Source organism: bacterium (genome assembly GCA_035281585.1).
Taxonomy (GTDB): Bacteria; UBA10199; UBA10199; order DSSB01; family DSSB01; genus DATEDP01.
In genome coordinates, this window is sequence record DATEDP010000033.1 from 40,253 (window position 1) to 53,653 (window position 13,401).

At 63.4% G+C, this 13,401-nt stretch carries 10 protein-coding genes; 4 read left to right on the top strand and 6 right to left on the bottom strand.

The genetic code is table 11. The features are described 5' to 3' along the window. Nucleotide 1 precedes the first annotated feature (1 nt). On the bottom strand, nt 2-1,141 hold the full coding sequence (locus tag VJR29_02365) for an ABC transporter permease (protein HKY62236.1): 1,140 nt from the start codon (nt 1,139-1,141) through the stop codon (nt 2-4). 79 nt (nt 1,142-1,220) lie between these two features. Between VJR29_02365 and VJR29_02370 the strand changes: the two genes are divergently transcribed. Beyond that, nucleotides 1,221-1,880: a TetR/AcrR family transcriptional regulator gene (locus VJR29_02370; protein ID HKY62237.1), complete on the top strand. Its 660-nt coding sequence runs from the start codon at nt 1,221-1,223 to the stop codon at nt 1,878-1,880. A 109-nt stretch (nt 1,881-1,989) separates the two neighbouring features. Here VJR29_02370 and VJR29_02375 read toward each other — a convergent pair whose 3' ends face one another. After that, entirely contained in the window at nt 1,990-2,847 is an 858-nt protein-coding gene (locus VJR29_02375) for a neutral zinc metallopeptidase (GenBank protein HKY62238.1), read from the bottom strand. 67 nt (nt 2,848-2,914) lie between these two features. On the opposite strand from VJR29_02375, the gene VJR29_02380 reads away from it, so the two are divergent. After that, nucleotides 2,915-4,039, top strand: a complete 1,125-nt coding sequence (locus VJR29_02380; GenBank protein HKY62239.1) for a PQQ-dependent sugar dehydrogenase — start codon at nt 2,915-2,917, stop codon at nt 4,037-4,039. Between the two features lie 11 nt (nt 4,040-4,050). Next, nucleotides 4,051-4,524 (top strand): VOC family protein, encoded by a 474-nt coding sequence (locus VJR29_02385; protein ID HKY62240.1) that lies wholly within the window; start codon nt 4,051-4,053, stop codon nt 4,522-4,524. A gap of 4 nt (nt 4,525-4,528) precedes the next feature. On the opposite strand, the gene VJR29_02390 is transcribed toward VJR29_02385, so the two are convergent. The 4 genes from VJR29_02390 to lexA form a co-directional block, all read right to left on the bottom strand. After that, a complete protein-coding gene (locus tag VJR29_02390; protein HKY62241.1) occupies nt 4,529-7,675 on the bottom strand; it encodes a thioester reductase domain-containing protein in 3,147 nt (1,048 codons plus the stop codon). Between the two features lie 42 nt (nt 7,676-7,717). After that, nucleotides 7,718-10,657: a DNA polymerase III subunit alpha gene (locus tag VJR29_02395; protein ID HKY62242.1), complete on the bottom strand. Its 2,940-nt coding sequence runs from the start codon at nt 10,655-10,657 to the stop codon at nt 7,718-7,720. A 12-nt stretch (nt 10,658-10,669) separates the two neighbouring features. Further along, entirely contained in the window at nt 10,670-11,971 is a 1,302-nt protein-coding gene (locus tag VJR29_02400; GenBank protein ID HKY62243.1) for a hypothetical protein, read from the bottom strand. An 85-nt stretch (nt 11,972-12,056) separates the two neighbouring features. After that, nucleotides 12,057-12,665 carry a transcriptional repressor LexA gene (lexA, locus tag VJR29_02405; protein HKY62244.1) on the bottom strand — a complete coding sequence of 203 codons (609 nt, stop codon included), beginning with the start codon at nt 12,663-12,665 and terminating at the stop codon, nt 12,057-12,059. Between the two features lie 143 nt (nt 12,666-12,808). On the opposite strand from lexA, the gene VJR29_02410 reads away from it, so the two are divergent. Further along, nucleotides 12,809-13,401 (top strand): hypothetical protein (locus VJR29_02410; protein ID HKY62245.1); only part of this gene is annotated, 593 nt, incomplete at its 3' end.

Consider the following 13,401-nt stretch of genomic DNA (forward strand, 5'->3'; position numbering starts at 1 on the left):
TTTAGCCTCGGAATACGATTGCCGGATCGACCGTGACTACTCGGCGGATGCTCACCAAGCTCGAAAGGGTGATGATGGCGAGCACGGCAACCGCCGTGCCCGCCATCACTTGCCAGTGGAGGGTGAAACCGCGGAGCGCCGGTACGTCCTTGGTTGAGAAAAAGAAAAGCGCGGCCAGGCCGATCCCGATGCCGAAGCCGACGAAGGCGACGACCCCGGCCTGGAGCAGGACCATCGAGAGGATGCGGCGGTTGCGGACTCCGATCGCCTTGATTGCCGCGAACTGCTTCAAGTTTTCGATCACGAAGATGTAGAAAGTCTGGCCGGCGATCGCCGCGCCGACGATGAATCCGAGGACCACGGTGATCCCGAAGTTCACCGGGATACCGGTCCTTTGCAGATAATAGCGGATGCTGCGCCACTGAAAGTCATGGGAGGTCAGGGCCTGGAGGCCGGTTTGAGCATGGATGCCGGTGGCCAAGTCCCTGGCCGAAACCCCCGGCGCAGCCTTGACCAGGATGTAGGAAAGGCGGTTGCGTTGGCCCGGCGAGAGCTTGAGCGCCAAGCTGTAGCGCGAGTAGACGATCGGAAAAGTCAAAAAGGGCGGCGAGGCCTCGCAGAGACCGACGATCACCACCCGGCGGTCGTTGATCTCGACCTCGCGGCCCAGCTGGAAAGGCTGACCAGGCCAAAGGAATTCATAGCCGGCCTTGTCCATGATCATGGCGTCGGGCAGCTTGAGGTCCTCCCAAGCCCCGACCAGCATCTTGGGCGGCTTGCCGGTGAGCGTCGCGTCGTCGATTCCCATCAGGATCGCCTGCTGCATGACGCCACCCGGCGCCCGGATCACCGCCAAGCCCTTGAAGAGCGGCGCTGCCCACTGAACTCCCGAGACACCGCGGACTCGGGTCAGGTCGCGGTCGGGCAAGGGCTTGATTTCCTCCATGTATTGGGCTTGCGGATCCATCACCCAAACGTCGGCCTCGGCGACGTCGCGGATTTGGGAGGCGGTTCGAGCCATCAGCCCGACGAAAATCGAAACTTGTTGCGACATTAAAAGCGTGGCAAAGGTGATGCCAAAAACGAGCCCGAGGTATTTCGCTCGATCTCCGGTCAACATTTTCAGGGCCACGCCGAGCATAGGGTTTATCCGCCCAAAAGAGTATTTATTATACTGATGAGTTTGATAACATGCTATTTCTAAACTGGGAAGTATAAAAATGACTCGGAGCAAATATTGCCTCAAACCGGTCCTCGGCCGGCCCAAGGACCTGGAGAAGCGGGATGCCATCCTGAAGGCAGCCCAGAGCCATTTTCTCAAGCACGGCTTCGAGGCCGCAAATATGGACCAGATCGCGGCCGCGGCCGGAGTGTCGAAGCCAACGATCTACGGCCATTTCGGCAGCAAGGATGAGCTCTTCAAGACCGTCATCTCAGCCAAGTGCCAGCAACACGAACCGGCCGAGACCTTCGGCGATTGCGTCGGCCTCAGCCCCCGCGACACCTTGCTGAAGATTGCCCGGAATTTCTTGGATTTGATCTACAGCCCCGAGGCCCTGGCCATCCACCAAGTGATCTCGACCGAGTCGGAAAGGCACCCCAAGATCGCACGGCTCTTCTTCGAGGCCGGCCCCCAGCGCATCAAGGACGCGATGACCGAATACCTGAACGGCCTTTGCCGTCGGGGCGAGCTAAAGATCGCCAAGGTCGAGCGGGCCGTTGACCACTTCTTTTCGATGCTCAAGGGCGAGACCCACATGAAGGTTACGATGAACCTCCGGCCCCGACCAACTGCAGTCGAATGCCAGGAGCACGCCGAAGATTGCATCGAAGTCTTCTTGAAAGCTTATTCGCCAGCATCGAAACTCATCTCATCCTGAGCGCAGCGAAGGGGCTCTGAATCGCATCACCTCTTGGTCAGTCGCAGATCCTTCGTGCCCGGCTGAGGGCATTCGCTTTGCTCAGGATGACTGGCGCTAAGGAGGCGAATTAAATCGGACCGGCGAAAGTGTCGCAGTCCTTGGGATCGCCGCTTTGGAGGCCGCGCTTGAGCCAGCTCACCCGCTGCTCCGAAGTCCCGTGAGTGAAGCTCTCGGGCTGGACCTGGCCGCGACCCAGCCTTTGCAGCCGGTCGTCGCCGATGGCGGCCGCGGCCCGCAAGCCCTCCTCGAAATCGCCGGGCTCGATCATGCCGCTTTGATTCTGGGCCCAATGACCCCAAACGCCGGCCAGGCAATCGGCCTGCAGCTCCTGCCGCACCGACAGCTCATTGGCCTCGGCCCGCGAAACCCTTTGCCGAAGCCCCGAGACCTGCTCCGAAATCCCGAGCAGGGTCTGGACATGGTGGCCGACCTCATGGGCGATGACGTAGGCTTGGGCGAAATCCCCGGGCGCGCCGAAGCGCCGGCTCAGCTCGTCGAAGAAAGAGAGGTCCAAATAAACTTTTTGGTCGGCCGGGCAATAAAAGGGGCCGACCGCCGCCGAGCTCAGGCCGCAGGCCGACTGCACGGCCTCGCTGAAAAGAACCAGCGTCGGCTCGCGGTAACGCCGGCCCATCCGGGGAAGCTGAGCATTCCAGGTGTCTTCGGTGTTGGCCAGCACGACCGAGGCAAAGCGGCCCAGCTGATCCTGCGGCAAGCCCGGGGGCGCTCCCGAGTCGACGGTGGAAGTCTCGTAAGCTCCGCCACCGAGCTGGCCGAGCAATTGAAGTGGATTTTGTCCGGTCAAAAGACTCAAGACCAGCACCAAGAGTAGCCCGGTGCCGCCGATGGCGATGCCGCCGCGAACCGCCGGCCGGCCCCGCCGATCCTCGACATGCCGGCTTTCCCTTTGATTTTCCCAACGCATGCCGGTCATCATAGCCGAGATTTTTCGGCTGTTGTATCTTTAAAGATGGATCCCCGGAGACCTGAACATGCTGCGCTCGAAAATCGCCTCCTGGTTCGTTCTTCTCTTCGGGACAATCGCTCCGGCTTGCGCCCAAGATCGCCCGCCGGCTTCGGACTTGCCGGCCATCCAACTCCCGCCGGGTTTCCAAATGGATTACTACGCCCCTCACGTCCCGGGCGCCCGCTCGATGGCCTTGAGCCCCGGCGGAACGCTCTTCGTCGGCACCCGGCACGAGGGCAAGGTCTACGGCCTGCGCGATCTCGACCGCGACGGCCGCGCCGAGCAAGTTTTCACCTTGGCCTCGGGCTTGGAGCAGCCCAACGGCGTCGCCTTTCTGGACGGAGCGCTCTACGTGATGGAAGCCCACCGCCTGCTCCGCTTCGACGGCATCGAAGCGAAGTTGAATTCGCCGCCCAAGCCGGCGGTGGTGAAGGCCGATTTCCCGACCGAGCGGCAGCATAGCTGGAAGTTCGTCGCCTTCGGCCCCGACCGAAAGCTCTACGTGCCGATCGGCGCGCCCTGCAATGTCTGCAAAAAGGAGGACCCGCTCTTCGCCTCGATCACCCGCCTGAACCCCGACGGCTCCGGCCTCGAGGTTTTCGCTCACGGCGTGCGCAACACCGTCGGCTTCGACTGGCGGCCGCAGGACGGCGTGCTTTGGTTCACCGACAACGGCCGCGACCGGATGGGCGACGACATCCCGCCCGACGAGCTGAACCGGGCGCCCCGACCCGGCTTGAATTTCGGCTTTCCCCACTGCCACGGAAAATCGGTCGTCGATCCCGAATTCGGGCCCAAGGATGGCTGCGGCCGATTCGTTCCGCCGGTCGCCGAGCTCGGCGCCCACGTCGCCGCCCTGGGAATGCGCTTTTACAACGGAGCGATGTTCCCGGCCGAATACCGCGGGCAAATTTTCATCGCCGAGCACGGCTCTTGGAATCGCAGCTCCAAGGTCGGCTACCGGGTGACGCGAGTAAAGCTCGACGGCGATCGGGCCGTCGAATACACTCCCTTCGCTCAAGGCTGGCTCGGCCCCAAAGGCGAAGTCCGGGGCCGGCCGGTCGACGTCTTGGTCATGCCCGACGGCGCCCTGCTGGTCTCCGACGATCAACGCGGCGCGATTTACCGGATCACTTATTCGAAACCATGAAGGAGGAAACCATGAGCCCCGTTAAACCCATCCCGGAAGGATATCACACCGCCACTCCTTATCTTTGCATCAAGGGCGCCGCCGAGGCGCTGGCCTTCTACAAGAAAGCCTTCGGCGCCAAGGAAATCATGCGAATGGACGGGCCCGACGGCCGGCTGGCCCATGCCGAGATCAAGATCGGAGACTCGCCGATCATGATGGCCGACGAATATCCCGAGATGGGCTTCCGCAGCCCCAAAACCTTGGGCGGAAGCCCGGTCTCGATCATGCTCTATGTCGAGGACGTCGATTCCTTCGCCGCCAAGGCCGTCGAGGCCGGCCTGAAAGTCCTCAAGCCGGTGGCCGACCAATTTTACGGCGACCGCTCGGGTCACTTCGAGGATCCCTACGGCCACACTTGGTCGATCTCGACTCACAAGGAAGACTTGAGCCCCGAAGAGATCGCCCAGCGCATGGGCCAAATGACCAAGGAAGGCAAATCCTGAGCTATCAAGAGTAAAGGAAGCCGCTGCGCTCCAGAAAGCGAAAGTGGCAGCTGAGAGTCCGCTCGGGCGAGGGCAGCCGGAAGGTCATCCCGGCCAAGGCCCGGTGGGTCGCTTGGGATTCCACCACCAGCTCGGTTTCAATGTTGGCCAAGATCCGGATCGGATCGCTGCTCAAATAAGGAAACAGCGGCGCCAAGGGATTCTTCGGCAGCTTGGCCGAAAGCGCCCGCAATTCCTGCAGCCAATCGTCATACGACAGCCGCCGCAGTAAAACGCCGCAATCTTTCAGCAGGGAGAAAATTCCTTCGGCGGTGAGCGGCTGGCCCACGAGGTGGAAGGTGCGGCCCAGCGATCCTTCCTGGCTGGAGAGATAGACCGCGGCTTTCACCACGAAATCCACCGGCACCGCGTAAAAGTTCGCTCGGATCACGGGAGCGCTGCCCAGCAGCAAGCCGCCCTTGAGAATATGGCTGTAGGCGTCGTTCTTGGCCCGGCACATGCCGGCCTCGCTCTCGCCCAAAACTTCGCCCGGCCGGTAAATCGCCACCGGCAAGCCGCGCAGCGCGGCCTGCCGGACTAGCTTCTCGGCCACCCACTTGCTTTCGGCGTAGCCGTTGAGCAGCCCGCGGGGATCCTCGGGCTCGTCCCGCTCCGAAAAGGCCCGGCTGCCCTGGCGGCCGGACAGGGGAAAGATGCCGATGGTCGAAACGTGATGCAAGGCCTTGGGACGCCGGCTGGCGGCGAGACGGATCACCTCCTGGGTCCCCAGGACGTTGGTCGGCTTCAGGTCGCGATAGGAATAAATGAAATTCACCGAGGCCCCGTTGTGATAGACCAGGTCGATTTGCTCGGCGAGCCGGTCGAAGCCTTCCGGCGAAAGCCCGAGCCGAGGCTTGGCGAGATCCCCCACCACCGGAACGATGCGATCGACGAACTCCGGCCGCCAGAGCTGGAAAAACTCCAGGTTCTCCCGGATTCGTTTCAATCCCTGGACCGGATCGCGGGCCCGAACCATGCAGTGAATCCGGCCATGGCTCCGGTCCAGCAATTCCCTCAAGAAAAAGGCTCCCAGAAATCCGGTGGCGCCGGTGAGGAAAATTTCCTTGGCTTCGGCGAAGCTTTTGGCCGAGCCGGGGGCGACGGCGATGCCGGGGTCCAGCACGGCCTCGGCGGCCAAATCGGGCGGCGACGAAGCCGCCGAGGACCCGGCGCGCCATTTGGCGGCGAGCCCCTCCAGCAATTCGCGGAGACTGGCCGCCTCGAACAGCTCGGAGACGGTGAAAGGGACTCCCAGGCCTTTCTCCACTCGCGAGGAAAACTCGACCGCCGCCAGTGAATCCAGTCCATAAGCCGGCAAAGGCAGATCCAAGTCCAGGTCCCAAGCCCGAACCCCCAGAATCGCGGCCATTTGCTGAGCCACCCACTCCTTCAACTCGCCTTCATCGACCGGAACGATCCGCTCGGCCGGAGCCGAAGCCAAGGACTCCTCTTCCGCCCGAAGGCGCGATTCCGCCAACAGCTCGAGGCCGCCATTGAGGAAGGCCTGGCCGGCGGCGCGGCGTTGAACCTTTTTGGTCACGGTGCGCGGCAAGGTCCCGGGCTTGACGAGCCCGAAGGCCGCCACCCGCAGTTGATGGTCCAGCGAAATGGCCTCGCGAACGTTCCGGAGGATTTGCTCATGAACCGAGGCTTGCTCCTTCGCGCATTCGAAGACCAAACCCACCGCCTCGCCCTCGGGCCCTTCCATCGCAAATGCCGCACCGGCTTGGCCCCGCAGCGCCGGATGGGCCCGCTCGGCCGTCGTCTCGAGATCGAGCGGATAATGGTTGACGCCCCGGACGATGATCAGCTCCTTGAGCCGACCGTTGAGGAAAAGCTCGCCGTCCTTCAAGAGCCCAAGGTCGCCGGTCCGGAGGAAAGGACCCTCGCCGTTGGCCAACCGGGCCCCGAAGACTTTTTCGCTTTCGGCCTCGCGTTTCCAGTACCCGTCGGCCATGCAAGGGCCGGCTGCCCAAACCTCACCGACCTCGCCGGGAGCCTTCGCCAGCGCCGTCGACGGATCCACGATGCGCAGATCGACTTCGGGCAAGGGCCGGCCGCAGCTCACCAAGGACCCCCGGATCGAGGGCGCGACTCCCGGCTCGCCCACCGTCAGCATCAGCCCCGATTCGGTGAGCCCATAGGACGGGAGAAAGGCTTCGGGGCGAAAGCCTCGCGGTCCGAAGGCTTCGGCGAAACGGCGCAGGGTTTGAGCGCGCACCGGCTCGCCGCCGTTGAGAGCGATCTGCCAGCAGCTCAGATCCAGCCCAACCCGCTCCTCGGGCCCGATCCTTTGCACGCAAAGGTCATAGGCGAAATTGGGCGCGCCGCTGGAGCGGGCCCGGTGGCGCGTGATGGCCTTGAGCCAAAGCAGCGGCTGGGCCAGGAAAAGCAGCGGCGAGAAGAAGACGTTGCAAGATTCGAGGTAGACCGGCATCAGCAGGCCCAAGGTCAAGCCGGAGATATGATAGGGCGGCGCCCAGGTGACGCCCTTCTCCTCGCGATGTTCCCCCTGGTAGAGACCGGCCAAGATCTCCAACTGAGCCAGCAGGCTGCCGTGGCCGAGCATCACGCCCTTGGGCTCGCCGGTGGAGCCCGAGGTATACATGAGCAGCGCCAAATCCCGGGGTTCCGGCGCCGGATCTCGCCACTCCCGGGCCAGAGCCTCATCGACCTCGTCGCTGCCGAGCCAGTGCAGGTCCCCGAGCGCGGGGGCGAATTGAAAAAACATCTCCTTCATGGACATGACGAAGCGATTGCTCAGCACCACTCCGGCTTGGGAGTCGGAGACGCAGGCCAGGAAACGGCCCAGGGTCTGAGCCAGGCGCTCGGGCTCCGGCGGAAAGAGCGGCACCGCAGTGAAGCCGCCGTAGAAGCAGGCGAAAAGCCCGACGATGAAATCGGGCCCCGGCGGATAGAGCAAGAGGATCCGGTCGCCGGGCTTGGCGATGGCGCGGAGGGCGACGGCGACCGCCCGGGCCCGGCGGTCCAATTCGCCGTAGCCAAGCGGGATCTCGGTGGTCTCCCCATCCGGCAGATAAATGTAGGCGGGACGTTCCGGCGATTTCTCGGCCGGCGACCGAAGCATCTCGGCCAAATTGCGGTATTTCATGCCACCCCCTCCGGGGAATTTTGCTCTTTCCCTGAGCCAAGGTCAAATCCTCAGGGCCTCGACCTTATCGACGTTGAGGGCGATCCCGCCATGGTCGTCCTCCACCCGTCCCAAGACCCAGAACGGCTCGCGGCGATTGAGCAGCGGGCCGTTCCGGCGGTAGGAGGCCGGGAAGAAGGTGGTCTCGTAAATCCCGGTCAGGTCCTCGAAGGTCATGAACTCCATCAACTCCTGGCGCTTGGTCGAAACCACCTTGCCGGTGATGAGCCAACCGACCATCCGAATCCTCTTTCCGACGTGCTCGGCCATGCAGCGGGCCGCGACGTGGGGAACTTTGTCGATCGCTTCGCGGTAAAGGCTCATCGGATGGCGCGAGGCCATCAGGCCCAGGGTCTCGAGCTCGTCCTCGATCTTGCGAGCCGGCGAATAATCGGCTTCCGCCGGAACCCAAGCTTCAGGCCGGGCAAAGGGTAGATGGCCGCCGCCTTCACGCAGCGGCCGCCAAAGCTGGAGGAGCTTCCACATCAATTGCGGCCGGGTCAGCCCCTGAGCCAGCGAATCGAAACAGCCCGCTCGGATCAAAATCTTCAGATCCGACAGATCACCGGGAACCCGGCGCAGGAAATCCTCGAGCGAAGCGTAGGCCCCGCGGGCCTTTCTTTCTTCGAGCAGCCTTTCGATGAATTTTTCGGGCACGCCCTTGAGCTGCATCAAGCCCACCCGGAGCTCGCGGTCCCGGCCCCGGTACTCCTTTTGGGAGGCATTGATGTCCGGCGGCAGGATCGTCAGCCCCAAACGCCGCGCCTCCGAAAGATAGGCCGAGGTCGAGTAGAAACCGCCGCCGTTGGAGATCACCGCCGCGATGAACTCGGCCGGATAATGGGCCCGCAGGTAGGCCGCTTGGAAGGAAACCAGGGCGTAGGAAGCGCTGTGGGGCTTGCAGAAGCTGTAACCGGCGAAGCTCTCGATCATCCGCCAAGCGGCCTCGATCACCGCCTCGCCGACCCCGCGCTCCCGGGCGCCGGCGTAAAAGTTGACCCGGTAAGCGCCGAGCCATTTTTCGGGCCGCTTCTTGGAGAGGGCCTTGCGCAGGCCGTCGCCGTCGACGGCATTGAAGCCGGCCAGGGCCATCGCGGTCTTGGTGACGTCCTCTTGATAGACCATCAGGCCGTAGCTCTCGTCCAAGATCTCCTGCAGCAAGGGATGGAGCGGGTCCCAGGGCTTGCCGTGGAGCCGCTCGACGTATTCATTGATGTAACGGTAAGAAGCCGGCCGGATGATCGAGCTGTGGATGACGATGTGCTCGTAGTCCCCCACTCCGGCCTTTTGCTGGAGCTGCCGCATCGCCGGCGACTCGATGTAGAAGACGCCGATGCTGTCGCCCTTGGCCAGCATGGCCTGAGTCGCCGGGTCCTCGGTGGGATCGAGCTCGGCGTAGTCGATCCGGGTCCCGGTGTTGGATTCGACCGCGCCGAGGGCGTCGCGCACGACGGCCAGCGAGCGATTTCCTAGGATATCGATCTTGACCAAGCCGAAGTCCTCGGTCTGATCCTTTTCCCATTGCAGGATGTTGACGCCCTTGGGCGCCGGCTGAAGCGGCACGTAATTCCGCAGGTCGTCGGGCACGATGACGACGCCGCCGGCATGCACCGAGAGATATTGCGGGATCTCGGTCAGGGCCCCGGCGGCGGCGAAAATTTCGTCCCAAGGCTTGGGGTAGGCCCGGGGCGGGAAACGGAACCATTTCTCGGTCACCTGGGTGATTTGGGAGTCGGAGAAACCGTAAACCTTGGCCAGCTCCCGCACCGCCGAGGGAAACTGCAGCCGGACGTGATTCGAGACCATCGCCGCCCGGTAAGGCCCGTATTTTTTGAAAATGTAATCGAGGATGGCGTCGCGCTCGTCCCAGGGGAAATCGATGTCGGCGTCGGGCGGATCGCGCCGGCTGGGATTGAGGAAGCGCTCGAAGAAGAGGTTGTGCTTGATCGGATCGACGTGGGTGATGCCGAGGCAGTAGGAGACGATGCTCGCCGCCACCGAGCCCCGGCCGCAGGTCCGCGGGGCCTGCCGCACGATGTCGTCGACGACCAGGAAGTAGTGGCTGAAACCCTTGCCGCGGATGATCTCGAGCTCGTATTCGATCCGTCGGCGGACCTTCTCGCTGAGCTCGCCGTAGCGCCGGCGGGCGCCTTGGTAGCACTTCCAGCGCAGGGTGAAATAGGCTTCGGGCCCCGAAAATCTTTCATAAGGCGGAAAGACGGTCTCGCCCAGCCGCCAATTCCCCTCCAGCTCCTCGGCCAAGCGGCCGGCGTTCTCCACCGCTTCGGGAGCGTAGGACAGCTTGGCCCGCATCCATTCCTCTTCGCAGAGGAAGCGCCGCTCCGCGACGACCTCGTCGGCCGGCCCCAGCCGCGAGAGCTTGGTGTTGTTGTCGATGGCCCGCAGCCAGCGGTGGTTGGGATGGTCGCTCGGCCGCAGGAAATAAACATCGTTGCTGGCGACGGTCTTCAAGCCATGCTCGCGGGCGAAGCGAAGCTGGGGCAGGTTTTCCTCCAAGGGAAGCAGCTCGACGTGGAGATCCGCGGAGCCGGTCGATTCGGCGACTTCGGCGAGCAGCGAAAGGTCGCGGCTCAGGACCGCGAGCTGGCCGCGGTCCTCGCGCAAGCTTTTCTTCAGCGAGAAGCTCGGATCGAGGTGCTTGTCCGAGATGAGCCGGCAGATCCGGGAATAGCCGAGGCCGTTCTTGGCCAGCAGCACCGCCCTTCCGTCCGGCGCCCGCAAATCGACGCCGCAGAGCGGCCGGAGGCCGAAGTCCCGGCAGCATTGGACGAACTCGACCCAGCCGTAGAGGCCATCGACGTCGGTCAGGGCGAGGGATTTCATGCCCAAGGCCTGGGCATGGGAACAGAGAGTCTCGATATTCATCGTGCCGCGGAGCAGGGAGTAATAAGAGTGACAGTGGAGATGAGTGAACTTCGTCATACTGCCGCCGCTTTAAATCCCCCCTGGTGTTAGACTTCGCAAATTCTGCGAATTTGCTGCGCGGTCCGGCAAAGCCGAACCTTGCATACCTTTTTCAAAGGGGGGAGAAGACTTTGCCTTGCAGTTGCCCCCCTTTGAAAAAGGGGGGCCAGGGGGGATTTGGCCGCGCAGCGAAATGCCGCAGCCGTGGGTCACGACTCCAACGCCGTATTTCGCCCGCAACCGATCCAGCTCCACGAGCAAGCGCTCTTCCCTCGGCTCAACGCCCATCTCGGCTTGACGAAAAGCCGGGCAAAGCTTGGCGAAGCTGAGCTTCAAGAATTTCAGCGTCACCCGGCGCTTGAGGAATTTCCGCCATTTCCCTTCCAGCGCCGCGAAGAGGACGAAGTCGCTGGCGCTGGGCGGCCGAAGCTCCACCCTTTCGGTCAAGCGCTTCAAGTCGCCTTGCAAACCTTCGATGCGGGCTTCGGCCGCCATCCGGCGGCGTTGCCGCAGCTCCCGCCCCAAAACCTCGACCGCCCGCCACAGAGCCGCGAGCAAGACGGCGTCGTCGTTGGTCTCGCTCGGCAGGTCGACTTCGCGGGCCAGGACTTCCTCGGCCAGCGGCGGCTCGACCGGCCGCGGGTCGACACCCCAGGCCTGGAGATGCAGGCGCTCGCCCTTGGCCCCGAAAACCTGGTGCAAAACCGGCAGCGGCACTTGGGCCAGGTCGCCGATGCGGTTCAAGGCCAGCTCTTGAAAGGAAGCGCGGTCGGCGAACTCCTGCAAGGCCGGCAAATAATCGAGCTCGAGCGGAGCCAGGAAGGCGGCCTCGCCGCCGGGAAAAACGTCGCAGAGCCCCTTGGGCCGCACGACGTTGGCGGCGATCTGGGAAACGAGCTTGCTGCCGCCGACCCCGAGGGTGGCCCGCAGGCCGAGGGCTCGGGCGATCTCGGCCTGGACCTTGGCGGCGACGTCGAGGGCCGGGCCGAAGAGCCTTTCGGTGCCGCCGAGATCGAGGAAAAAGCTGCCGAGCCGCTCGGCTTCGTAAAGCGGCGTGTAGCGCCCCACCACTTCTTGGATTTTGGCCTGGGCCCGCTCGTAGCGGGGCGGATCGGCCGGGACGATGCGAAGTCGGCGCTCGAAGCGCTGAGCCTCGCCGGCCTTCAACCCCCGGCGGAGCCCCAGCGCATAGGCCTCGGCCGAGACCGAAACCAACGGGGCCTGCGGAGAATCGTGGGCCGCCACCGCCAGTGGAACCGCGCGAAGGGCCGGATCGCGGAGCCGCTCGACGGCCACCGCGAAGGCAGGAGCATTGACGTATAAGATCGACATACCCGGATTGCCGTAGGGGCTCCCCTTGCGGGTGCCCAGGCCATCATCGCATTGCCCGTAGATCGGGCGGCCGCAAGGGCCGCCCCTACAGATATTTTCGAATCAAGCCCACCACCAAGCCCAGGATCTGGAAGCCTTGGCCGCTGTTGACGTAGATCGGCTTCAGCGCCGCATTGGCCGGCCGCAGCTCGACCTCGCCGTTCTTCCAGAAGAACTTTTTCACGGTGGCTTCGCCGTCGAGCATCGCGATGACGATTTGGCCGTTCTCGGCGTGTTGCTGGCGCCGCACCACCACCAAGTCGCCCTCGCGAATTCCCTCTTCAATCATCGAGTCGCCGCGGACCTCGAGGGCGAAATTTTCGCCGCCCCGAAGCAGGGCCGGCGGAACCTCGACCGTGCGCCGATTTTCGATAGCCTCGATCGGCTGGCCCGCCGCCACCCGGCCGAGCAAGGGAATCGCGATCGCCGACTGATCGATGTCGGTGACCTCGCTCAAGCGCAAGGCCCGGCTCTGATGCTTGGCCTTGGCCAGATAGCCCTTGGCTTCAAGGGCCTTGAGGTAGTTTTGCACCGTGCCGAGCGAGCGAAAGCCGAAATGCTCGGCGATTTCCCGCTGGCTCGGCGCGAAGCCACGGTCCTCTAGGAAGGTCTGCACGAAAGTGAGAAGATCCTGCTGTTTGGGAGTGAGCGTCATAAGCCCATCCTATGGCGTACATTTTGCGTAAGTCAAGACTGAGCTTCGAGTGCCATTATAACTTGTTGAAATTATTATATAATAAACAAGGGTGAAAACTTCTCCTGGGAGGAAAACCGATATTCCCTTCAAAGGGGGCTCTCATGATCGAAGCCATTTCCTCGAAGAAATCGAAACGCTCCATTCCCTTGGGCGAAGGCCTGGCCCTGCGCCGAACCCTCCCGACCGCCAAGATTTCGACTCTTCCGCCCGAGGCCTCGGCCGCCTTTCAGCCGGCCGGCTCTCTGCCCCGCCCTTCCCGACCGGCAATGGCCGGCGGCGCCGGCTTGGCTCCGCCCGCTTCGGTTCCCGGGTTTTCCAAGCTCAAGAAGCTCAGCGGCGAATGCCTGAGCGACGCCGAGATCCGGCGCCAAATCCAAGCCGAGCACGGCTGGACTCCGAGCGACGCCGACTTGAAATATGCCCGCAAGGGCATGGCGGCCTTCGCCCGCTCCTCCGATCCCGAAACTCAGGAATTGCTGCGCAAGATGCGCTCCAAGGAAAGAGACCACCAAATGAAGATCCACATGGTCTTGGCTCAGATCCTGATGGGCGACATTCCCGGCGCGATGCGCTCCTATTTATTGATGATGGACCGAGACCTCCGTCAATTCACCCGGCTGGTCGTCGAGAAGCTCGGCCAGGTCCGCGAGGCCCGCTCGACGGTGATCCGCAATTTCGCCCGGATTCAACCGCC

Bases quoted from the DNA above. Each gene is read 5' to 3' on its own strand.
- VJR29_02370 (HKY62237.1), top strand. From the start codon at position 1,221: ATGACTCGGAGCAAATATTGCCTCAAACCGGTCCTCGGCCGGCCCAAG.
- VJR29_02400 (HKY62243.1), bottom strand. From the start codon at position 11,971: ATGTCGATCTTATACGTCAATGCTCCTGCCTTCGCGGTGGCCGTCGAG.
- VJR29_02380 (HKY62239.1), top strand. From the start codon at position 2,915: ATGCTGCGCTCGAAAATCGCCTCCTGGTTCGTTCTTCTCTTCGGGACA.
- VJR29_02375 (HKY62238.1), bottom strand. From the start codon at position 2,847: ATGCGTTGGGAAAATCAAAGGGAAAGCCGGCATGTCGAGGATCGGCGG.
- VJR29_02365 (HKY62236.1), bottom strand. From the start codon at position 1,141: ATGCTCGGCGTGGCCCTGAAAATGTTGACCGGAGATCGAGCGAAATAC.
- lexA (HKY62244.1), bottom strand. From the start codon at position 12,665: ATGACGCTCACTCCCAAACAGCAGGATCTTCTCACTTTCGTGCAGACC.
- VJR29_02390 (HKY62241.1), bottom strand. From the start codon at position 7,675: ATGAAATACCGCAATTTGGCCGAGATGCTTCGGTCGCCGGCCGAGAAA.
- VJR29_02395 (HKY62242.1), bottom strand. From the start codon at position 10,657: ATGACGAAGTTCACTCATCTCCACTGTCACTCTTATTACTCCCTGCTC.
- VJR29_02385 (HKY62240.1), top strand. From the start codon at position 4,051: ATGAGCCCCGTTAAACCCATCCCGGAAGGATATCACACCGCCACTCCT.